Origin of the sequence: Stenotrophomonas sp. NPDC077420 (assembly GCF_044543385.1) — a bacterium.
Taxonomy (GTDB): domain Bacteria; phylum Pseudomonadota; class Gammaproteobacteria; order Xanthomonadales; family Xanthomonadaceae; genus Stenotrophomonas.
Genome location: NZ_JBITVZ010000019.1, coordinates 18665 through 40155 on the forward strand (window position 1 = coordinate 18665; position 21491 = coordinate 40155).

Annotated in this window: 13 protein-coding genes; 5 read left to right on the forward strand and 8 right to left on the reverse strand. The window is 68.2% G+C overall.

Going from position 1 to position 21491, the window contains the following annotated elements:
• Positions 1 to 191: 191 nt before the first annotated feature.
• Positions 192 to 1796, forward strand: a complete 1605-nt coding sequence (locus ACIGII_RS16430) for a hypothetical protein (RefSeq protein ID WP_399639970.1) — start codon at positions 192 to 194, stop codon at positions 1794 to 1796.
• Between the two features lie 93 nt (positions 1797 to 1889).
• On the opposite strand, the gene ACIGII_RS16435 is transcribed toward ACIGII_RS16430, so the two are convergent.
• Complete coding sequence (locus tag ACIGII_RS16435) at positions 1890 to 2600, reverse strand: glutathione S-transferase (protein ID WP_399639971.1); 711 nt, start codon at positions 2598 to 2600, stop codon at positions 1890 to 1892.
• Between the two features lie 186 nt (positions 2601 to 2786).
• Between ACIGII_RS16435 and clpB the strand changes: the two genes are divergently transcribed.
• Positions 2787 to 5372 carry an ATP-dependent chaperone ClpB gene (gene clpB / locus ACIGII_RS16440; RefSeq protein WP_399639973.1) on the forward strand — a complete coding sequence of 862 codons (2586 nt, stop codon included), beginning with the start codon at positions 2787 to 2789 and terminating at the stop codon, positions 5370 to 5372.
• A 56-nt stretch (positions 5373 to 5428) separates the two neighbouring features.
• On the opposite strand, the gene ACIGII_RS16445 is transcribed toward clpB, so the two are convergent.
• From ACIGII_RS16445 to ACIGII_RS16460, 4 genes are all read right to left on the reverse strand, one after another.
• Positions 5429 to 6052 carry a hypothetical protein gene (locus ACIGII_RS16445; protein ID WP_399639975.1) on the reverse strand — a complete coding sequence of 208 codons (624 nt, stop codon included), beginning with the start codon at positions 6050 to 6052 and terminating at the stop codon, positions 5429 to 5431.
• 13 nt (positions 6053 to 6065) lie between these two features.
• On the reverse strand, positions 6066 to 6680 hold the full coding sequence (locus ACIGII_RS16450; RefSeq protein WP_399639978.1) for a hypothetical protein: 615 nt from the start codon (positions 6678 to 6680) through the stop codon (positions 6066 to 6068).
• A 139-nt stretch (positions 6681 to 6819) separates the two neighbouring features.
• Positions 6820 to 9300 (reverse strand): M13 family metallopeptidase, encoded by a 2481-nt coding sequence (locus tag ACIGII_RS16455; RefSeq protein ID WP_399639981.1) that lies wholly within the window; start codon positions 9298 to 9300, stop codon positions 6820 to 6822.
• Positions 9301 to 9409: 109 nt separating this feature from the next.
• Entirely contained in the window at positions 9410 to 11296 is a 1887-nt protein-coding gene (locus ACIGII_RS16460) for a M28 family peptidase (protein WP_399639983.1), read from the reverse strand.
• A gap of 279 nt (positions 11297 to 11575) precedes the next feature.
• On the opposite strand from ACIGII_RS16460, the gene ACIGII_RS16465 reads away from it, so the two are divergent.
• Positions 11576 to 12460 carry a GyrI-like domain-containing protein gene (locus ACIGII_RS16465; protein ID WP_399639986.1) on the forward strand — a complete coding sequence of 295 codons (885 nt, stop codon included), beginning with the start codon at positions 11576 to 11578 and terminating at the stop codon, positions 12458 to 12460.
• Here the strand turns inward: ACIGII_RS16465 and ybaL are convergent.
• Positions 12457 to 14157, reverse strand: a complete 1701-nt coding sequence (ybaL, locus tag ACIGII_RS16470; protein WP_399639989.1) for a YbaL family putative K(+) efflux transporter — start codon at positions 14155 to 14157, stop codon at positions 12457 to 12459. The two genes, ACIGII_RS16465 and ybaL, sit on opposite strands and share 4 nt — an antisense overlap.
• A gap of 146 nt (positions 14158 to 14303) precedes the next feature.
• Complete coding sequence (locus tag ACIGII_RS16475; protein WP_399639992.1) at positions 14304 to 16697, reverse strand: TonB-dependent receptor plug domain-containing protein; 2394 nt, start codon at positions 16695 to 16697, stop codon at positions 14304 to 14306.
• A 333-nt stretch (positions 16698 to 17030) separates the two neighbouring features.
• On the opposite strand from ACIGII_RS16475, the gene ACIGII_RS16480 reads away from it, so the two are divergent.
• Positions 17031 to 18884, forward strand: a complete 1854-nt coding sequence (locus ACIGII_RS16480) for an ABC-F family ATP-binding cassette domain-containing protein (protein ID WP_399639995.1) — start codon at positions 17031 to 17033, stop codon at positions 18882 to 18884.
• Positions 18885 to 19383: 499 nt separating this feature from the next.
• Here the strand turns inward: ACIGII_RS16480 and ACIGII_RS16485 are convergent, their stop codons facing one another.
• A complete protein-coding gene (locus tag ACIGII_RS16485; RefSeq protein ID WP_399639998.1) occupies positions 19384 to 20247 on the reverse strand; it encodes a LysR family transcriptional regulator in 864 nt (287 codons plus the stop codon).
• A 329-nt stretch (positions 20248 to 20576) separates the two neighbouring features.
• Between ACIGII_RS16485 and blaL2 the strand changes: the two genes are divergently transcribed.
• Positions 20577 to 21476 carry a L2 family extended-spectrum class A beta-lactamase gene (gene blaL2, locus ACIGII_RS16490; protein ID WP_399640000.1) on the forward strand — a complete coding sequence of 300 codons (900 nt, stop codon included), beginning with the start codon at positions 20577 to 20579 and terminating at the stop codon, positions 21474 to 21476.
• Positions 21477 to 21491: the final 15 nt, after the last annotated feature.

Genomic DNA, 21491 nt, shown 5'->3' on the forward strand with positions numbered 1-21491 from the left:
CCACGGCGGCAGCCCCGCCGGTAGGTACCGACCGTTGGTCGGTACGGACCCACGGCGGCAGCCCCGCCGGTAGGTACCGACCGTTGGTCGGTACGGATGCGCGGGCGTGCCCCGGTGTTCCACCCATGTCTCTGTCGCCTGGGCCAATGAACGCCTACCATCGGGTACCCCCACATCCGTGCCCCCGCCGCATGCCTGCCTCCGCTCCCGCTTCCGCACGCCCCCGCTGGTTCGTCGCCGGCGATCTCAACGGCTTCTTCGGCCTGGTGGTCGACAACCTGTCGATCCTGGGCTTCATCGCGATGGCGCTGGTCGGCATCTTCCAGTTCCCGGCGGATGTGGTGTTCGGGCGCATGTTCCCCGGCACCGCCTTCGGCGTGCTGGTCGGCAACGTGCTCTACACCTGGATGGCACGGCGGCTCGCGGTTCGCACCGGCCGCGACGATGTCACCGCCATGCCGCTCGGCCTGGACGCGCCGACCAGCATCGGCATGGCCCTGCTGGTGCTGGGCCCGGCGTTCGTCGCCTTCAAGGCGCAGGGACTGGCGCCGCACGATGCGGCCATTGCCACCTGGCAGCTGGGCATGGCCTCGCTGGTGATCATGGGCCTGCTCAAGACCGTGCTGTCCTTCTTCGGCGAAGCGGTAACCCGTGCGCTGCCCCGCGCCTCGCTGCTGGGGTCGATTGCCGGCATCGCGATCGTGCTGATGGGCTTCCTGCCGCTGCTGGAAACGCTGCGTTCGCCGGTGGTCGGGTTCGTCACCCTGGGCCTGCTGCTGTACGTGCTGGTGGCCAAGGGCAGACTGCCGATCCGTGCGCCGGGCGTGCTGGTGGCCTTCGTGTTCGGCACGGTCCTGTACTACGGGCTGGGCCTGGCCGGGCTGGGCGCACCGGGCTTCAAGGTGCCCGAGTGGACCCCGCTGCAGGTGGTGCTGCCGTGGCCCACACTGGGCTTCATCGACGGCCTGCCCACCGCGATCACCTACCTTCCGCTGCTGCTGCCGTTCGGGCTGCTGATGGTGGTGGGCGGCATCAACGTCTCCGAAAGCGCGCGCGCGGCCGGCGATGACTACCGCACGCGCGACATCCTGCTGGTGGAGGCGGTGGCCACGCTGGTGGCCGGGCTGTGCGGTGGCGTGGCCCAGACCACGCCGTACATCGGCCAGCCGGCGTACAAGCACATGGGCGCGCGCAGCGGCTACACCCTGCTGACCGGCCTGTTCGTGGGCATCGGCGGCATGCTGGGGGTGATCTCCGGGCTGGTGCAGTGGCTGCCGCTGGCGGTACTGGCCCCGATCATCGTGTACGTGGCGATCGACATCACCACCCAGGCCTTCCAGGCCACGCCGCGCGAGCATGCCGGCGCGATGGTGCTGGGCTTCCTGCCGTCGGTGGCGTATCTGCTGGCGATCAAGGCGCCGGGCTGGATCGCGCCGGCGCAGCTGGCGGCGATGACCACCACGCTGGACGGGCATGGGCTGCCGGAGCTGGCGGTGATCTTCACCCTGGGCAACGGGTTCATCATCACCTCGATGTTGTGGATCGCGGCGGTGGTGGCGATGATCGACGGGCGCCTGCTGCGCTCGTCGGGGATCCTGCTGATCGCGGCCACGCTCACCCTGTTCGGCCTGATCCATTCGGTGGACCCGCGCGGTGGCATCTACCTGCCGTGGACGCTGGACGGCCTGCCGGAGCAGATCATGTGGCAGTTCGCGGGCGCGTATGTGGCGTTGGCGGTGCTGTTGGCCCTGTTGTCGGTTATTCCGGTGCCCGCAAGGGAAAAGGACGCGGCGTAGACCGCCTGGGCCGACCAACGGTCGGCGCTACCAGGACAGGCCACCGTCTGAGCCGCTCGGTAGCGCCGACCGTTGGTCGGCCCAAGGGATGCGTCACGCGTCCGCGTCCAATTCCGGGTAGTGGCGAAAGATCCCGTTGGTGTTGAACGCCAACCGGCGTTCCGAGGCCAGGTAGGCGGCGATGTTCGGTCGCCGTTCCACCCGGTCCTTCAGTGCATGCAGCAGCGGCAGCGTCGGCCGCAGTGCCTGCATGCGGCGCGGGAACATGTAGTCCAGCCCGCTCAGCAGCTGGAACAGCGACAGGTCCACGTACGAGTGCTCGCGCAGCGGATGCAGGCCGCCATTGGCCTCCAGCACGCTTTCGAACCAGCCGAGGAACTTCGGCAACCGCTCGCCCCGCATCGACGCGGCGCGCGCCTTGGCTTCCTTTTTCTGGTCTTCGTAGTACTTCGAGGCCGCAATCGGATGGTGGGTGTCGTGGATCTCCGCGACCAGGTCGGCGATGGTCAGCTGCAGCTGCAATGCCTGCACCCGGCGTGAGGCGGCTTCGGGTACCAGCCCCAGCTCTGGCCCGAGATGGTCGAGGATCGCCGACACCTGCGCGATCACCTGTCGGCCGCTGACCAGGAACGGCGGGGCAAAGGGGGACAGCCCGTCCTTCTTTCCGTCCAGGAACGGCTGCATCACCTCGTCGCCGTGCACGCGCGCCATGTCGGTGTAGGCCGCCCCGGCGTCTTCCAGTGCCAGCCGGATGAATTCACCGCGGCCCTGGATGCCGGTCCAGTAGTACAACTCGTAATGCATGTGCATGCTCCTCGCGAAGGAACCCCAGCCTCTCCATCCGGACGGCAAGCAGGCGTGACGGCGGCGTGGCAGGGGTGTCGACCATGGGCTGAATAGGTTCTCATGCCCCCTTGAAACACACCTGCGTAACCGCATCTGTCTGATAGTGCTGGCCAGGCCAGCGAAATTCTGATCGAGGACACCCCCATGCGGATGGACAAGCTCACCTCGCGTTTCCAGCAGGCGCTGGCGGACGCACAGTCGCTGGCCGTGGGCCGCGACCACAACATCATCGAACCGGTGCATGTGCTGACCGCGCTGCTGGAACAGCAGGGCGGCAGCACGCGCCCGCTGCTGGCCCAGGCCGGGGTCAACGTGCCGGTGCTGCGCGAGCGCCTGACCGAGGCGCTGGACGCCCTGCCGAAGGTCTCCGGGCAGGAAGGCAACCTGTCGATCGGCAACGACCTGAACCGGCTGCTCAACAAGACCGACAAACTGGCCCAGGAACACGGCGATGCGTTCATCGCCAGCGAGTGGTTCGTGCTGGCCGCGCTCGACGATGGCGGCACGCTGGGCATGGCGCTGCGCGCCGCCGGTGCCGACAAGAGCAGGATCGATGCGGCCATCGACAAGATCCGCGGCGGCGAAAGCGTGCAGTCGGAAAACGCCGAAGAACAGCGCCAGGCGCTGGAAAAGTACACCATCGACCTGACCGCGCGCGCCGAGAGCGGCAAGCTGGATCCGGTGATCGGCCGCGACGAGGAAATCCGCCGCACCATCCAGGTCCTGCAGCGCCGCACCAAGAACAACCCGGTGCTGATCGGCGAACCCGGCGTGGGCAAGACCGCCATCGTGGAAGGGCTGGCCCAGCGCATCATCAACGACGAAGTGCCCGAAGGCCTGCGCGGCAAGCGCGTGCTGTCGCTGGACATGGGCGCGCTGATCGCCGGTGCCAAGTTCCGCGGCGAATTCGAAGAACGCCTGAAGGCGGTGCTCAACGACCTGGCCAAGAGCGAAGGGCAGATCATCCTGTTCATCGACGAGCTGCACACCATGGTCGGCGCGGGCAAGGCCGACGGCGCGATGGATGCAGGCAACATGCTCAAGCCGGCGCTGGCGCGCGGCGAACTGCACTGCGTGGGCGCCACCACCCTGGACGAATACCGCAAGTACATCGAGAAGGACGCCGCGCTGGAGCGCCGCTTCCAGAAGGTGTTCGTGGGTGAGCCCAGCGTGGAAGACACCATCGCCATCCTGCGCGGACTGAAGGAGAAGTACGCGGTGCACCACGGCGTGGAGATCACCGACCCGGCGATCGTGGCCGCGGCCACGTTGTCGCACCGCTACATCGCCGACCGCCAGCTGCCGGACAAGGCCATCGACCTCATGGACGAGGCGGCCTCGCGCATCCGCATGGAGATCGACTCCAAGCCGGAGGAACTGGACCGCCTGGAACGGCGCCTGATCCAGCTGAAGATTCAGCGCGAGATGCTCAGAAAGGAAAAGGACGATGCCTCGCGGCAGCGCCTGGCCGACCTGGAAACCGACATCGATGCGCTGGAGCGCGAGTTCTCCGACCTGGACGAGATCTGGAAGTCGGAGAAGGCCGCCCTGCAGGGCACCACGAAGATCAAGGAGCAGATCGAGCAGGTCAAGCTGGAACTGGAAGCCGCCCAGCGGCGCCAGGATTTCGGCCGCATGAGCGAGCTGCAGTACGGCCAGCTGCCGCAGCTGGAAAAGCAGCTGCACGCGGCGCAGGAAGCGGAGAACACCGAGTTCAAGCTGGTGCAGGACCGGGTCACCGCCGAGGAGATCGCCGAAGTGGTGTCGCGCTGGACCGGCATTCCGGTCAACCGCATGCTGGAAGGCGAGCGCGACAAGCTGCTGCGCATGGAAGACGTGCTCCACGAACGCGTCGTCGGCCAGGAAGAGGCGATCAAGGTCGTCTCCGATGCGGTGCGCCGTTCGCGCGCCGGCCTGTCCGACCCGAACCGTCCCAGCGGCTCGTTCCTGTTCCTGGGGCCGACCGGCGTGGGCAAGACCGAGCTGTGCAAGTCGCTGGCCGAGTTTCTGTTCGACAGCAGCGACGCCATGATCCGCATCGACATGAGTGAATTCATGGAGAAGCACAGCGTGGCGCGCCTGATCGGTGCGCCTCCGGGCTACGTGGGCTACGAAGAGGGCGGCTACCTGACCGAGGCGGTCCGTCGTCGTCCGTATTCGCTGATCCTGCTCGATGAAGTGGAGAAGGCGCACACCGATGTGTTCAACATCCTGCTGCAGGTGCTGGACGATGGCCGCCTCACCGACGGGCAGGGCCGCACCGTGGACTTCCGCAACACCGTCATCGTGATGACCTCCAACCTGGGCTCGCACCAGATCCAGGACATGTCCAGCGACGACAGCCCGGAGGCCTACACGCAGATGAAGGCCGCGGTGATGGGCGTGGTGCAGGCGCACTTCCGCCCGGAGTTCATCAACCGGCTCGACGACATCGTGGTGTTCCACCCGCTGGACAAGGCGCAGATCAAGCAGATCGCCCGCATCCAGATGCAGGGCCTGGAAAAGCGCCTGGCCGAACGCGGCCTGCGCATCGAGGTCAGCGATGCGGCGTTCGCGCTGCTGGGCAACGTGGGCTTCGATCCGATCTACGGCGCCCGCCCGCTCAAGCGCGCGATCCAGGCACAGCTGGAAAACCCGCTGGCGCAGAAGATCCTGTCGGGGGACTTCGTTGGCGGCGATGTGATCCAGGTGGACGCGGCCGACGGCAAGCTGGCGTTCGCCAAGGGCTGAGCCACACCCCCGATGCGGAAAGAGAAGGCCCCGGTCATGCCGGGGCCTTGTTGTACCTACTTGGCGACGAACTTCAGCGGACCCTTGTAATCGGGCCATGCAATCGAGCGCTGGTCCCGAACATTCAGTGCCACCGGGTCGGCAGGCCCGGCGGCGTCGTCGGGGGCGCCTTCCACGGCCACGGTGGTGAACAGCGTGGGGGTGAAGAAGGTGGCGAACAGCGTGCGCTCTTCGTCGACGATCAGCGGCTCCATGGTCATCGTGGTGGTCTTGCCGGCTTCCACCGTGAATGACAGGACGTCCGGGTTCACGTAGGCGCCCTTGGCCAGCACTTTCTCCACGCTGAAGCCGGTGTGCGGTTCGAACCCGACCGTGGTCAGGCGGTAGGTGCCGGCAGGGAGCTGCAGCGTCTGCGTGCTGCCGTAACGGGTCATGTAGTTGACGTCGAAATCGACGAAGCGCTTGTTGAGCAGGGTGACCACCATCTGGCCATCGCGCAGCCCCCACTCGATGCCGCCGGTCTTGAGCTGCGATTCGATCTTGGGCTTGAGCGCCACTTCGGAACGGAACGGCTTGAGGTCCAGCACCAGCGTGCCGGTGCCGGCGCCGGTTTCAGCCGAGCAGATGAAGCTGCCCAGCAGCAGTGCAGTGGCCAATGCAAAACGGATGGCGAAACGCATGTGTCGTCCTTGGTCAGCGTGGAATGAACTTCAGGGGGCCGTGGTAATCCGGCCAGGCGGTGGAACTCTCGTCGCGCAGGGTGATCGCTTTCGGCCGGGGCGCTGCGCCGCCCGGTACGGTACCGCCCGCGTCGGAGACGCTGGCGAACAGGGTCGGGATGAACACCGCCGGGTTGAGGGCTTCTTCATCCAGGATCACCGGCGCGACCTGCACGGTGATCGTCTTGCCCGCTTCGACCGTGAACGAGGCCACGTTGCGGTTCAAGAAAGTGGCGCGCTCCAGCAGCCGCTGTTCGCTGTAGCTGCGGCGCGGTTCACGGCTTACTGCAGTTACCCGGTAGGTGCCCACCGGCAACTGCAGCGCATGGCGGTAGCCATAGCGGGTGGTGAACCCGTAGTCGAACTCCAGGTAACGCGGATCGACGACGGTGAGCACCAGTTCGTTGCCCTTGATGCCCCAGTCGACCCCGCCTGTGCGGATCAGTTCCTGCAGCTCCTTGCCAAGCGGCACGTCCGATTGCAGCTTCTCGACTTCCATGACCAACGTGCCCGTGGCCGTTTCGGCCAGGCAGGCGAAGCTCCCCGACAGCAGGCCCGCTGCCAGCAGAATGCGTAAGGCGTTGCGCATTTTCCGTCCCTTGATGACAAGCGCAGGGACCCCGCCCCTGCTGCGATGTCGCCGGAGGCGTCCCCGGCGACCGTCGCGGAGTATGCACGTTCAGCTGGCAGTTTGTAATGTGAGGTGCGGCAACCGAGCGCCGGAAAGCTCAGAGGTACACCACCCGCTCGGCATCTGTGCGGGTCATCGGGCTTCCCGGCGTGCAGTTGAACGCCTGCGCGTAGGCCGGCAGGTTGGCTGGGCCCACGTTGGCGCGCGCGGGGCCAAAGGCATGCACGTCGGTTTCCGCGTCCTGCCGCAGCCGCTGCGCGGAGTGCAGACGGCGGTGGGTCACCGCGCTGCCGATGAAGAAGTCCCGCACGACCGCCAGCCGGTCGGGCACCGGATCGGTCTGGTTGTCGGTGACATGCAGCAGCGCATCCAGGGCGACGGACAGCCCACCCAGATCGGCCATGTTCTCGCTGGCGGTCAGCTGTCCGTTGATCGCCACGCCATCGACCTGCTGCTGGTCGAACTGTGCCGCCAGGCGCGCTGACAGGTCGGCGTAGCGTTGGTGGTCGGCGTCGCTCCACCAACCCTGCAGCCGCCCGTCGGTGCCGAACTGGCTGGATTCGGCAGAGAACGCATGCGACAGCTCATGCCCGATCACCACCCCGATCGCGCCGTAGTTGACGGGACCGGCGTCGATGTCGAAGTAGGGCGGCTGCAGCAGCGCGGCCGAGAAGGCGATGGAGGGTTCATCCTCCAGCATGTCGTAATACGCGTCGGCGGTCTGCGCGGTCATCCGCCAGGTCGACGGGTCCACGGGTGCTCCCAGCCGCGCCAGTTCCCGGCGCTGTACGAACGCGGTTGCGCGGCGCAGGTTGCGCAGGTAGCCGCAGGCTTCGGTGTGCAGTCCGGACCAGTCGGGCCATCGTTCGGGGTGGCCGATGCGCGTCCGGAACCGCTCGGCTTTGCGCAGGGCGGCGGCGCGCGTCTCCGCATCCATCCACGGCACGACCTGCAGGCGACGTTTGAGTGCGGCGGTGATCTGCTCGACCAGCGCAGTGACGGCCCCGCGCGTTTCAGCGGGAAACGCCACCGGCACATACAGCTCGCTGATCGCTTCGCCCGCCACCCGCTCGATGGCGGCCAGCACCTGCTTCCAGCGCGGTGGCATGGCGTCCTGGCCCTGCAACGTGCGCGCGTGGAACGCGTGGTGGGCCCGGACGAAGTCGTCGCCCAGGAACGGGCTGGCCGAATCCAGCGTGTGGAAGCGCAGGTAGGCGCACCAGCTGGCCGCATCCTCCTCCATCAACGCCGCAGCGACCTCCTGGTGGAATCCGGGCGTGGCCAACGAGAACCGGGCGGGCGCATCCACGCCCAGCGCCTGGAACAACGCGCTCCAGCGGAACCCGGGGGTCAGCGCGTCGGCCTCTGCCAGGGTGACCGGGTGGTAGTAATGGGTGAGGTTGGCGTTCAACTCCTCCCACGGCGCCGACGCATTGGCGAACCGGCGTTCCAGTGCCAGTACCGCATCGGCCTGGCGCTCGGCGTCGGCCGGCGCATCGCCGGCCAGGCGCAGCACATGGGCGACATGGGCGCGGTAGCCCAGCGCGGCTTCGACGTGGTCGTCGGTCAGGTAATAGCTGCGATCCGGCAGTCCCAGCCCGCCCTGGAATGCATAGGCGATCTGCGTGTCGCGCGCGTCCATGTCGCGGTCCACGCCGAAGCCGAAGACCGGGTTGATCCCGGCGGCGGTGAGGGCATGCAGATGGGACTCGATCTGGGCCGGCGAGTGCAGCGCGTCGATCGCGTCGAGTTCATCGCGCAGCGGGGTGATGCCTTCTGCGTTGATCCGGTGCTGGTTCATCCCGGTTGTCCAGAGATCGGCGACGATGCGTTCCGCGGGCGTGGGCACCTCGAGTCGGGCGGCCTGCTCGGCAAGGCGCCGCTGCAGGGCCAGGGAGCGGTCCTGCAACATGGCCGGCACGTCCCAGCGCGACTGGTCGTCTGGCCGTGTTGCGGTGGCCTGCCACCGCGCGTTGACATGGTCGTACAGCGAGTCGCAGGGCGAGTGGGCAGGATCGAGGTCGGCGGGGGTGAACCGCATCGGTGCGGGCAGGCCGTCGGCCGTGTCGGTCTGCTGCGTGAGGGCACCCGCCGTCGGCGCGCTGTCGCGGTTCTGTTCGCACCGGTCACGTCCCGCCGCAAGACCGGCGCGCCAGCCCAGCCAGCCACCCACCGCCGCGCTGCCCAGCGTCGTCAGCGCCGCGCCTGCAAGCAGTTGCGGGCACCGGCGCGGCAGCACCAGGCAGCCGGCGGCGGCATTGCCAATGTGCTCAAGCGGTTCATTGACCGGCACGGCCAGATAGCTCGGCTCTGGCGCGGCAGCGCTGGCGCCGGGCAGCCATCCCGAGGCCTGCCGGGGCGCGTCGCGCTGGCCGGTGCCGGACGCGTCGGGCAGCGTGGCCAGCAGCAGCGCGACCGTAAACAGGCCAGCGCCGTTGCGAACGTTCAGCAGTGGCGGTGGAGGAACACCGAAACGCGCGTGCCGGCGGTGGTCCTGCATCGGCTGGCGGCCCCCCAGTCGTCGCGCGAATTCGCCTTGGGTTCGGCGGTGGTGGACGGCGGCGGAGTCGACAGGCATGGGGGGGTGTCCATTGGCAAGGGTGCGGGAACGTGCCCAGCGCGTGCGGCAGGGGGTCGGCAATGCAGGAAGGCAGCGCCAGCCGACCGGCACGGGCCGGGCAGGGGTATTACGCCGTGGGCTGCTGCAGCCATGCGTCGATGGCGGCTTCCAGCACGGCCAGCGCGGCCATCGCGCGTTCCGGGTGGACCTGGTGCAGCTGGTCCTGCCCGTTGTGGATGCGCGTCATGCCGGGCGACAGCGGAAGTGCGAAATACGTGCGCCTGGCCTGCTCGACTTCGTCAAGCGCGCGATCCATCGCTGGCACCTGCGCGGCTTCCAGCGTACCGTCCAGATACTCCTCGAAACGCGACCAATCAACGCCGTCGCTGGCCAGCAACAGCTGTGCGCGCGCCTGTTGCATGTCGCGCTCGAGTGGCAGGTCGGATGCATCGGCCAGGTTCATGCCGAGCGCTGGAATTCCTTTGCGCTGGAAGGCGATGTGGTCCGATTGCATCACCCAGTCCGGACTGGCATGGACGCGCAGCCCGACATTGGCGGCCGCACGTTCGAGCAGCTGGCGCAGATGGGCTTCTGCAGGGGCAACCGTGGCCGTGGCCGGTTGCAGTGCGCGCGAATCGCCGTCCATGTACAGGTGATGGCGATCGCTGCCGGACAGGGTCATGCCGTCGCCACGGCCGATCATGTCCAGGTTGAGCGCCACATCGGGACAGTTGGCGTGCTGCACGCAGTCGGCCGCATATGACTTGGCGCCCAGCATGCCGCGCTCCTCGAGGTCGGTCACCAGCAGCTGCACGCGCACCCCGGGCGGCAGGGTCAGTGCATCCAGCCTGCGCGCCAGCGCGAGCAGCGCGGCCAGCCCGGTGCCGTTGTCGCTGGCGCCGCTGGAGCCTTCACGGGCCCCGGTCATGTCGCCATGCGCAAGCACCATCAAGGTATGCGCCGGTGCGCCGGCACCGTTGAACTCCAGCATCAGGTTGCAGCCTGTGTAGTCGGTACCGAAGCCGAAGCTGTCATGCGTGGTGCCGTTGAAAGGCAGTTGCTGCAGGGCGTGGCCATCACGTTGCAGCAGCTCACGCAGGGTCGCGAACCGGGCGCGGTTGGCGGCCGCCTCGCGCTCGGCGCCGGTGGTCAGCCCGGCCTGACCGGTCAGGGTGGCCTGCGCGATCTGTTCCAGATCCAGCTGGAACGCGGCCTGCGCTGGCGTCACCGCGCTGCCCAGCAGGGCGGCAGCCCATTCCATCCAGTCCAGGGCCGGCGCGAGGGCGGCGGCATCGGCGCCACTGGGCCAGCCCCCGTGGCGGTGGGTGCCCCGGTGCTGGGCCACCCCCAGCGTGGCCATGATGCGGTGGCGGACATCGGCCGGCAGTGCCTCCAGCAGGTCGTGGATGGCCGGCGCGGTGCAGGCGGCGGTGTCGGTGCCGCAGTCGCGCACGATCTGCAGCAACTGCATGCGCTGTTCGTCCGGCAACAGCGCATACAGCGATTGCGGCAGGGACGGGGACGACGCGCGCGACGCGTCCGAGCGGGCCGCTGGCGCATTGGAACGCCCAAATGCGTAACCGAGCGCGCCGCCGCCGAGCGTGCTGGCGGTCAGCGCGCCGAAGGTCAGCAGGCTGGCGGCCAGCGTCTGCGGACAGTGCCGCGGGGACGCGATGCAGCCGAGCGTGGCGCCATTGGCGATATGTTCGAGTGCGACCACCGGCGCCGTTGGCGCATCGCCGAGCATCGGCACGGCCTGGTGGTCGATCCCGCCCTGCGCCCTGGCGCCCGGCAACGGTGCCGGGTCGCCCGCCGGCGCCCTCACGCCGCGCGGCGGCATGCGACCGATGGCCATTGCCGAGGACAGGGCCAGTGCGGCAACCAGCCATTGCTGGCCGTTGCGTACCGTCAGCGGGCCCGGCCGGCCTGGCAGCGCCTGCACGCCGCGCGGCTGCGCGATCCTGTTGTTGAACTCGCCCTGGGCGCGACGGACCAACGAAATATCGAGCGGCATGACAACCTCCTCGTTGAGGGAGCGCCGTGGCCGCTGCGGTACAGGTGGCGGGGCGCCGGTGCGATGCACAGTGCACGCGCGTGCCGGACTTGCCCATGGGAGTAGTTGCGTTTGTCACCCCCGGGCCCGCTTCCGCAACGCGGTGCTCAGTAAGGACCGGATCGCCATCACACCGGAGGGCGCCGAACCGCTACGATCCGCGCTCAGGTGCGCAAGATCCGACACGCGCTGCGGCGCGCGGAGGGTCACGCTGCAATCCTGTCCCGCAAGGAGCCCGCCATGAGCCGTCTCGTCCAGATCCGTCAGCGCCACGGTATCGACCGCGTCATCGCCCACCTGCAGGCCTGCCTGCGTGCCGGCGATCCGCTGCCCGAACTGGATGCGCTGGCGGCGATAGCGCACCAGTCGCCGTACCACTTCCATCGCCTGTACCGCGCGCTGACCGGCGAGACCCCCGGGCGCACCGTGCTGCGCCTGCGCCTGGCGCAGGCCCTGCACCTGCTGGGCAAGCCGGGCAGCCGGGTGACCGATGTGGCCCTGCAGTCCGGCTACGAGAGCCCGCAGGCGCTGGCACGGATCTGCAGGCAGATGCTGGATGCGACGCCCAGCGCGCTGCGCGACGACCCATCGCTGCGTGCGCAGTGCCAGCAGCGCCTGGCGCGGCCGGCCGCCGACAGTGCGCCAGCAGAGCCCGCCCTGCAGGTACGGGTACTCACCCTGGAACCGTTCGACGTGGTGGCGCTGCGCACCCGCGGTGCGTTCGACGATCTGGACCAGGCATTCGGCCGTCTGTTTGCCTGGGCAGCGGGCGAAGGGCTGGCCGACCAGCTGCAGCAGTTGATCGGAATCGCCCTCAACGATCATCGCGACGTGCCGGCGCAGGCCTGCGAATTCGACTGCGCGATGGGCTTTGCTACGGGTGTGGCGGCCCCGCCGCCACCGCTGCGGATGCTGCGGCTGGGCGGCGGTGACCATGCCGTGCTGCGCCACGTGGGCAGCTACGCCGGGCTGGAAGCGGCCACCGACGCGCTGCTGCGGCAGTGGTGGCCCGACAGTGGCCGCGCGCTGCGCGATGCGCCGCTCTACTACCACTACCTCGACGACCCGGAAGAGGTGCCCGAGGCCATCCTGCGTGCGGACATCTGCGTGCCGCTGGGGGCCTAGACCACGGGAATGGCGTTCTTTCCCAGCGTGCGGTACGGCGGCGTGGCCATCACCATTTCCGCCAGCGAATAGGCCAGTTCGCGTTCGGCCATCACCGTGCCGTCGGCGCCGTGTTCCAGCAGGTGCTTGACCTCGGCATCGCTGTGCGCGCGGGCCAGCAGGGTCAGGCCCGGGTTGAGCGCGCGCAGCTTGGCCAGCGTTTCGCCTGCTTCCAGCGGCTGTGGAATCGCCAGCACCGCGATCTTGGCGCGTTCGGGATGGGCTTCGCCCAGCACGCGGTCGGAGGCGGCGCTGCCACGGATGGCCGGCAGGCCGGCGGCGTGTGCCTCGGCCACGTGCTCCTTGTTGTCATCGATCACCAGCACCGGCACGCCGCGGTCGCGCAGCACCTGGGCCAGTGCGCTGCCCACGCGCCCGTACCCGATCACGATGGCGTGGTCGTGCAGGTCCAGCGACGGCCCGGGCGGCAGCTCGGTTTCCACGGCAGCGGCGGGAGTTTCCTGGTGCTTCAGCAGCCAGCGGTCCAGCAGCCCGAACACCAGCGGGTTGAGCATGATCGAGATCAGCGCCCCTGCAAGCACCAGCGCCTGGCCGGTAGGCGGCAGGATCTTCAGGCTGACACCCAGGCCGGCGATGATGAAGGCGAACTCGCCGATCTGCGCCAGGCTGGCCGAAATGGTCAGCGCGGTACCGTTGGGATGGCCGAACGCACGCACGATGAAAAAGGCGGCCGCAGACTTGCCGAACATGATGATGGCCGCGGTGGCGAGTACCTGCCAGGGGTGCTCGATCAGGATGGCCGGGTTGAACAGCATGCCTACGGACACGAAGAACAGCACCGCGAACGCATCGCGCAGCGGCAGGGAATCGTTGGCGGCCTTGTGGCTGAGCTCGGATTCGTTGAGCAGCATGCCGGCGAAGAACGCGCCCAGCGCGAACGACACGCCGAACAACATGGCCGAGCCGAAGGCCACGCCCAGCGCGATGGCCAGTACCGACAGCGTGAACAGTTCGCGCGAACCGGTGGCGGCAATGCGTTCGAGGATCCACGGGATCACCCGCCGCCCGACCACCAGCATCACCGCCACGAACAGGCCCAGCTGCACGAAGGTCCAGCCGATGCTGGCCAGCACGCTGCCCAAGGTATGCGTTTCATTGGCCGCGTCTGGGCCGAACACGCCTGCCAGCACCGGCATCATCACCAGCGCCAGCACGCAGGCCAGGTCTTCGACGATCAGCCAGCCCACCGCGATCTTGCCGCGCTGGGTCTCCAGCAGCCGACGTTCCTCCATGGCCCGCAGCAGCACCACGGTGCTGGCGGTGGCCAATGAGAAGCCGAACACCACGCCCTGGATCACCGGCCAGCCCATCAGCCAGGCCAGCCCCCAGCCAAGCAGGGTGGCCACCAGGATCTGCCCGATGGCACCGGGGATGGCGATCGCCTTGACCGCCATCAGGTCTTTCAGCGAGAAGTGCAGGCCCACGCCGAACATCAGCAGCATCACGCCGATTTCGGCCAGCTGGTTGGCCAGCGCCTGGTCGGCGACGAAGCCGGGTGTGAACGGTCCTACGCAGATGCCTGCAACCAGATAACCGACCAGCGGAGACAACCGCAGCTTGTTGGCCAGCGCACCCAGGATGAAGGCGAGCCCAAGGCCAACGGCGACGATGTTGATCAGGTCGGTGTCATGGTGCATCGGGGCTCGCAGCTTGGGGGATGCCCCGATTTTCACCGATGCGACCAGTTCCGGCAAACCGCAACGCCGGGAGTCGATGTTGCTGGGCCGGCCCCCATGAACGCGGAACGTTCGCGGGGCCGGCTGACAGCCGGCGCTACCGGCGGTCACCACTTGTAGGCGACGCGGCCGTATACGTAGGCGCCGTTGAAGCCGTACGGCGAGTAGTTGCTGTACGGCAGCATGCCCCAGGTGGAGTTCTGCAGGTCCACGGTGCGGTCGGGGTACTCATCCAGGAGGTTGTCCGCGCCCAGCGTGAGGGTCCAGTTCTCGCTCGGCTTGAACGCCACCGAGGCATCCAGCACCCACGAGGCGTCGTAGGTCTGGTCGCGGGTCGGAGTGGCTGAATTGCGTACCGTGAACGAGCCGTAGCGGGTGGCCGCCAGGCTCAGGTCCCAGCGATCCGACCGCCAGGTGCCGCTGAGGATGGTCTTGTCACGCGGGTAGCTGTCTTCGATGCGGCCCACTTCATCGCGGCCGATCAGCGACTGGGTCAGGCCCAGCGAGCCGAACACCGCCGGCGAGGCGATGAATTTCTTCACCTCGGTGTCGTTGTAGCTGTAGGCCGCGGTTAATTCCAGCGCGCTGGCGCTGAACGGGATGGTGTAGCTGGATACCGCGTCCACGCCGCGGGTGCGGGTGTCCACGCCGTTGGTGAAGTAGGAGAACGCGGTGACCTGCGGCAGGCCCAGGTCGGCCAGCAGCGCATTGGCGGCGGCGTTGGTGGTGATGTTGGTGGACAGGATGATGCGGTCGTCGATGTCGATCTGGTACGCATCCACGGTCAGGTAGAGGCGGTCGATGGGCTGCACCACCAGGCCGACGCTGTAGGAGGTGGAGCTTTCGGCCTTCAGCGGGCTGGCACCCAGCGCCTGCGCGGCGGTGCTGGTGGTGGGGAAGGTGCCGCGTTCGACGAACACGCCGTTGACGATGGTGCTGGTCACCGCCTGGTAGCTCTGCTGGGCCAGCGACGGGGCGCGGAAGCCGGACGAGGCGGTGGCACGCAGCGCGACCTTGTCGGTGAACGCGTAGCGGGCCGACAGCTTGCCGGAGAACTTGTCGCCGAAGTCCGAGTAATCCTCGTAGCGGCCGGTGACGCCGGCCGAGAACTTGTCGGTCAGGTCCGCTTCCAGGCCGGCATACACCGCGTAGTTGTCGCGGTCGGCGTTGACGGCGTTGAGCGGAGTGAAGCCGCCAAAGCCCTGCGCACCGGTGCCGACGTAGGAATTGGGCTCGCCTGCGCCCTGTTCCCACTTCTCGCGGCGGTATTCACCACCGAACGACAGCGTCACCGGGTAGGCCAGGCCCCAGTCCAGCTGCTTGGTGATGTCCACGTTGCCGATGTCCTGGGTGTATTCCAGCGCGCCGGCGTAGAACGACCGCGGGCTGTCCACGCCCAGCGCGTAGTTGATGGTGTTGCGGGTGTGGAAGTCGATCTTGTTGGTGCCGTGGTTGTAGCTCACGTCCCAGGTCCAGCCGCTTTCGGTGTCGCCCTTCACCCCGGCGACCAGCGAGCGGTCCTTGGAGTACTGGTTGATTTCCGGCACGAAGCCGTCCGGATAGGTCTGGGCAAGCAGTGCGCCCTGGCCGCTGTTGTTGCGCGATCGGTAGAACGCGAACGAGGTGATGTCGCGGTTGCTGGCCAGCGCCGTGGCATACGCCGAGACGTGGTCGCTGAACTGGAAGCTGGCATTGGCCGAGGCGGCGGTGGCATCCACCTGCGGGTCGCCGACCACGAAGGTGGTCTGGCCCACGCTGGGGAAGTTGCCGGTGTTCGGCGTGGTGCCCTGGTAGGGGCCGGCGCGGTTGCTTTCGTCCTGCTGGGTGATCTGGCCGGCCACATGCAGGCTGCCACGGCCGTCGGCGAAGCCGATGCCGGTGTCGCCGGAGAGCTGGTACTTGTTGCCGTCGCCGGCCGAGTACTGGCCGGCATCCAGGGCCAGGCTGCCGCCGGCGCTGGAGCCCTTGAGCACGATGTTGATCACCCCGGCGATGGCGTCTGAACCGTACTGCGCCGAGGCGCCGTCGCGCAGCACTTCCACGCGCTCGATCGAGGCGATCGGAATGGCGTTGATGTCCACCGCCGACGAACCGCGGCCAATGCTGCCGTTGACGTTGATCTGGGCCGACGTGTGGCGGCGCTTGCCGTTGACCAGCACCAGTACCTGGTCCGGGGACAGGCCGCGCAGCTGCGCCGGGCGGATGCCGCTGGTGCCATCGGTCAGCGCCGGGCGCGGGAAGTTCAGCGAGGGCAGGGCGCGCGACAGCGCCGTGGCCAGCTCGGTGGTGCCGGTGGACTGCAGCGCTTCGGGGGTGATGATGTCGATCGGCGACTGCGATTCGGCGACGGTGCGGTCGGCCACGCGGGTGCCGGTCACGATGACCGTGTCCAGGGTGTTGGCGGCGGCGCGGGCAGGGGCGTCCTGGGCGGCGGCACTGAAGGCGGAGGCCGCGAGGGAGACGGCGACAGCGGCGGCAAGCGTACGGGTCTTGCGGTTCATCAGGATGGGGCTCCGGTTGGGACAAGGCGGCACCGGGCGACATCACGACTGCGGCAAAGCGGGTCAGCGAGGGCGGGTGTTGCGGTGCGCAAGTTACGGATTAACGGTATTTTTACTGACTGTCAAATTGAAAAAACGTTGCAAAAGCAACGATTTACGAAGATTTGAACGATCTGGCGGGAGAGGGTCCCGGGGAAAGCGCAGGCAGGGTCGTGGGAGAGAGACGAGGCCTGCCGCGCAGCCCGGGGCGCGTCAAGTATTCGTTAACGCTAGAATTGCGTCGCAGGAAAGGTGCTTACCAGCACATTCCATTCCGTTATATGGACCCCCCAGATGATCTCCCTTCGTAACTTCGCCTTGCGCCGCGGCGAGCGGCTGCTGTTGTCCAACGTCGACCTGACCCTGCATGCGGGCTACCGCGTGGGCGTGGTGGGCCGCAATGGGGCCGGCAAGTCCAGCCTGTTCGCGGCCGTGCAGGGTGAGCTGGAAGCGGACAAGGGCGATGTGGACCTGCCCGGCAAGATCCGCATCGCCAGCGTGGCCCAGGAAACCCCGGCGCTGCCCGACCCGGCGCTGCAGTTCGTGCTGGAAGGCGACACCGAAGTGGCGGCCGTGCTGCGCGAGGAGGCCGAGGCGACCGCGCGCGAGGATTGGGAAGCGGTGGCCAATGCCCACCAGAAGATGGCCGAGATCGGCGCGTACGATGCCGAATCGCGCGCCGGCAAACTGCTGCATGGCCTGGGCTTCCCGTCCGATACCCATTCGCGGCCGGTGTCGACGTTCTCCGGTGGCTGGCGGGCACGGTTGAACCTGGCGCGCGCGCTGATGATGCCCAGCGACCTGCTGCTGCTCGACGAACCCACCAACCACCTCGACCTGGACGCGGTCTTCTGGCTGGAACAGTGGCTGCTCAAGTATCCGGGCACGCTGCTGCTGATCTCGCATGACCGCGAGTTCCTGGACAACGTGGCCACCCACACCCTGCACCTGCATGGCGGCGGCGCCAAGCTGTACCCGGGTGGCTACACCGACTTCGAGCGCCAGCGCGCCGAACAGCTGCGCCAGCAGCAGATCGCGCACGAGAAGGAACAGGCCGAGCGCGCCCACCTGCAGAGCTTCATTGATCGCTTCAAGGCGCTGGCCAGCAAGGCTACCCAGGCGCAGAGCCGCATGAAGCGGCTGGCCAAGCTGACCGGCACCGAAGCGGTGCGCGCCGAGCGCGAGTTCCGGATTGAATTCGCACCGCCGACCAAGCTGCCGTTCTCGCTGATCCGCCTCAACGACGTGGAGGCCGGCTACAGCCCGGACGCGGTGATCCTGCACAACGTGGGCTTCGGCCTGGAAGCGGGCCAGCGCATCGGCCTGCTCGGTCCCAACGGCGCCGGTAAGACCACCCTGGTCCGGACCCTGGTAGGGGAGCTGGACCCGGTGGCCGGCGAGCGTTCGGCGCACCCGGACCTGCGCATTGGCTACTTCGCCCAGCACACGGTGGAGTCGCTGCACGAAGGCCAGTCGCCGATGGACCATTTCCGCGACATCTCGCCGGATGGCAGCAACCAGGCGTTCCGCGATTTCCTCGGCAAGTGGAACTTCGCCGGCGACCGTGCGTTCGAGCCGGTGGACGGGTTCTCCGGCGGTGAGCGTGCGCGCCTGGCCTTGGCGATGATCGCGTGGCAGCAGCCCAACGTGCTGCTGCTCGACGAACCGACCAACCACCTTGACCTGGAAATGCGCGAAGCCCTGGCCGAAGCGCTGTCCACCTTCGAAGGCGCGATCGTGATGGTGTCGCATGACCGCCACCTGATCGGTCTGGTCTGCGACACCTTCTGGCGCGTGGCCGACGGGGTGGTGGAGCCGTTCGACGGCGACCTGGACGAGTATGCGGCGTGGCTGCGTTCGCGCCCTGCGGCGCAGGGCACCAAGCAGAAGATGGCGGCCGCCGCACCCGAACCGCTGCCGCCGACCCCGCCGATGCCGGCGAAGAAAGTGGTCAACCCGGTGAAGCTGGCCAGTGCCGAAGCCAAGGTCAACGAGCTGGAAGCCCGCCTGGCCGAGCTGGACCGCCAGTTGGCGGACCCGGTCAATTACGCCGACGCCACCCGCATGGCGGTGCTCGGCCGCGACCGCGAAACCACCGCGCAGCAGTTGGAAAAAGCCGAAGCCGCGTGGATGGAATTGATGGCCTGAAGGCCCGTGCCGACCAACGGTCGGCACCTACCGGAAGGCGAACCCCCGGTCGGCCAACCGCCCTCGCGTCACCGACCCGGTCGAACAACGACCCGGTCGGTCAACGAACCCGGTGAGTCGACGAACCCGGTCGGTCAATAGCCCGGTCGGTCGACGAACCCGGTCGGTCAATAGCCCGGTCGGTCGACGAACCCGGGCGGTCAATAGCCCGGTCGGTCGACGAACCCGGTCGGTCAATAGCCCGGCCGGTCAACGAACCCGGTCGGTCAATAGCCCGGCCGGTCAACGAACCCGGTCGGTCAATGAACCCGGTCGGTCAATGAACCCGGTCGGTCGACGACCCCGTCGATCGACGAACCCGGTGGTGATTCGACGAATGCGGTCGGTCGACGCACCGGGTAGGTGCCGACCGTTGGTCGGCACGGGCACGCCCGCGTAGCGACACGCCATGCGTGTCCCCGGCATGCCCGAACGAAACCCGGACACGCATGGCGTGTCCCTACGCCTGCGCTTCCAGCCAGGTCCTGAAACGCTTCCCCGCCTCGCTTTCCGCCCGCGAACGCAACCGCGTCAGCCAATAACTCCCCAGTTCCAGCGTCTGCGCGAACGGCTGCACCAGTCGCCCCTGCGCCAGATCCTGCTCGAACATCCGCAGCGGCAGCAGCGCCACGCCGGCACCGGCCGCCGCCGCGCTGGCCAGGGTCAGCGACGAATCAAACACCGGCCCGCGCGCCTCCAGCTCACCCACGCCAGCAGCCTGCAGCCACTGCGGCCACTCATCGCTGCGGTAGGAGCGCAGCAGTGACACGCTGGCCAGGTCGCGCGGCTGCCGCAGCGTCCGTGCCAGTGCCGGCGCGCACACCGGTGCGAAGGGCGCCGCCAGCACCGGCGTGCTCACCTGGCCCTGCCAATCGCCATCGCCGAAGCGGATCGCCAGGTCCAGCCCTTCGCCGGCCAGGTCGATGCGGTTGTTGTGGGTCTGCAGGCGCAGTTCGATATCCGGGTGCCGCGCGTTGAAATCGGCCAGCCGCGGCAGCAGCCAACCGGTGGCGAACGTGCCCACTACGCCGACCCCGAGCACCTCGCGGAAATGCCCGCCCACGAACCGGTCCAGGCTCACCGCGATGCGGTCGAAGGCCTCGTTCAGCACCGGATACAGGCGCGCCCCTTCGTCGGTCAGCGCCACCCCGCGCGGCAGCCGGTGGAACAGCACCGCGCCCAGCCGCTCTTCCAGCCCCCGGATCTGGTGACTCAGCGCGGCCTGGCTCACGCACAGCTCCAGCGCGGCGCGGGTGAAATTCTGATGGCGGGCGGCCGCCTCGAAGGCACGCAACGCGTTGAGCGGGAGCTGGGGACGGAGCATGGGCGAGTCGTGAGGAATCTTGATGGGTAATGGTAACGCCGGCAGGGCCAGCGGTCGGCGCCACCAAGGGCGACCCGCCATGCAAGGGTAGCGTCGACCGTTGGTCGACCCAGGCGGTGCTGGAAGCATCCCGGGCTGTGACCCTGCGTGGTTGATGCAGCACCCCTTGGGCCGACCAACGGTCGGCGCTACCACGGGCGGACGCGATGCGAGATAACCCTGCCTGCCGTCTTGCCATGAATCCCGCTCATGCCTCCTGCTGAGAATGCTCGCTGGTGGCATATGGCCCGACATGCTTCCATGGCCACTTCCCAGCCCGGAGATGCCCGATGCTCGCCCGCCGCCAGTTCCTCCAGATGACCGGTGCCGCCGCCGCGTCCGCCTTGGCCGCTACCGTGCTGGCCAAGACCCCGCCGACCGCGCAGGCGGGTGGCAAGCCGCAGGCAGCCGATTTCGCCGCACTGGAAAAAGCCAGTGGCGGCCGATTGGGCGTGACCCTGCTCAACACCGCCACCGGTACCCGCATCGGCCACCGCCAGGACGAACGCTTCCCGATGTGCAGCACCTTCAAGCTCGTGCTGTCGGCCACCGTGCTCCATCTGGCAGACCAGGGCACGCTGTCGCTGGACCGGCGGCTGCCGGTGCGGCAGCAGGACATGCTTTCGCACGCGCCGGTGACCAAGCGCCACGTGGGCAAGGACCTGGCCGTGCGCGACCTGTGCCGCGCGACCATGGTCACCAGCGACAACCCCGCCGCCAACCTGCTGCTGGGCGCGGTCGGCGGACCCGCGGGCGTCACCGCTTTCCTGCGCGCGCACGGCGACGCAGTGACCCGCAATGATCGCCTGGAGCCGGACATGAACCGGTTCGCGCCCGACGATCCGCGCGATACCACCAGCCCTGCCGCGATGGCCGCCAGCCTGCAGCGGTTCGTGCTGGGGGAGGTGCTCACGCCAGCCTCGCGGCTGCAGCTGGCCGACTGGCTGATCGACAACGAAACCGGGGACACGCGGCTGCGTGCCGGGCTGTCCCCGGCATGGCGGGTGGGCGACAAGACCGGCAGCAATGGCGAGGACACCACCAACGACATCGCCATGCTCTGGCCGCTGTCCGGCGGGGCGCCCTGGGTGCTGACCAGCTACCTGCAGGGCGCCACGGTGGACGACGCCGGCCGCAACGACGTGCTGCGGCAGGTGGCGGTGATCGCGGAGACGTTGATCGCCACGTGACGCGGGGGGCGGCCC

What these genes read in the sequence shown, in the direction of transcription:
- ACIGII_RS16485 (WP_399639998.1), bottom strand. Translation starts at nt 20,247, where the DNA reads ATGCTCCGTCCCCAGCTCCCGCTCAACGCGTTGCGTGCCTTCGAGGCG.
- ybaL (WP_399639989.1), bottom strand. Translation starts at nt 14,157, where the DNA reads ATGCACCATGACACCGACCTGATCAACATCGTCGCCGTTGGCCTTGGG.
- ACIGII_RS16430 (WP_399639970.1), top strand. Translation starts at nt 192, where the DNA reads ATGCCTGCCTCCGCTCCCGCTTCCGCACGCCCCCGCTGGTTCGTCGCC.
- ACIGII_RS16480 (WP_399639995.1), top strand. Translation starts at nt 17,031, where the DNA reads ATGATCTCCCTTCGTAACTTCGCCTTGCGCCGCGGCGAGCGGCTGCTG.
- ACIGII_RS16445 (WP_399639975.1), bottom strand. Translation starts at nt 6,052, where the DNA reads ATGCGTTTCGCCATCCGTTTTGCATTGGCCACTGCACTGCTGCTGGGC.
- ACIGII_RS16460 (WP_399639983.1), bottom strand. Translation starts at nt 11,296, where the DNA reads ATGCCGCTCGATATTTCGTTGGTCCGTCGCGCCCAGGGCGAGTTCAAC.
- blaL2 (WP_399640000.1), top strand. Translation starts at nt 20,577, where the DNA reads ATGCTCGCCCGCCGCCAGTTCCTCCAGATGACCGGTGCCGCCGCCGCG.
- ACIGII_RS16455 (WP_399639981.1), bottom strand. Translation starts at nt 9,300, where the DNA reads ATGCCTGTCGACTCCGCCGCCGTCCACCACCGCCGAACCCAAGGCGAA.
- ACIGII_RS16435 (WP_399639971.1), bottom strand. Translation starts at nt 2,600, where the DNA reads ATGCATTACGAGTTGTACTACTGGACCGGCATCCAGGGCCGCGGTGAA.
- ACIGII_RS16465 (WP_399639986.1), top strand. Translation starts at nt 11,576, where the DNA reads ATGAGCCGTCTCGTCCAGATCCGTCAGCGCCACGGTATCGACCGCGTC.
- clpB (WP_399639973.1), top strand. Translation starts at nt 2,787, where the DNA reads ATGCGGATGGACAAGCTCACCTCGCGTTTCCAGCAGGCGCTGGCGGAC.
- ACIGII_RS16475 (WP_399639992.1), bottom strand. Translation starts at nt 16,697, where the DNA reads ATGAACCGCAAGACCCGTACGCTTGCCGCCGCTGTCGCCGTCTCCCTC.
- ACIGII_RS16450 (WP_399639978.1), bottom strand. Translation starts at nt 6,680, where the DNA reads ATGCGCAACGCCTTACGCATTCTGCTGGCAGCGGGCCTGCTGTCGGGG.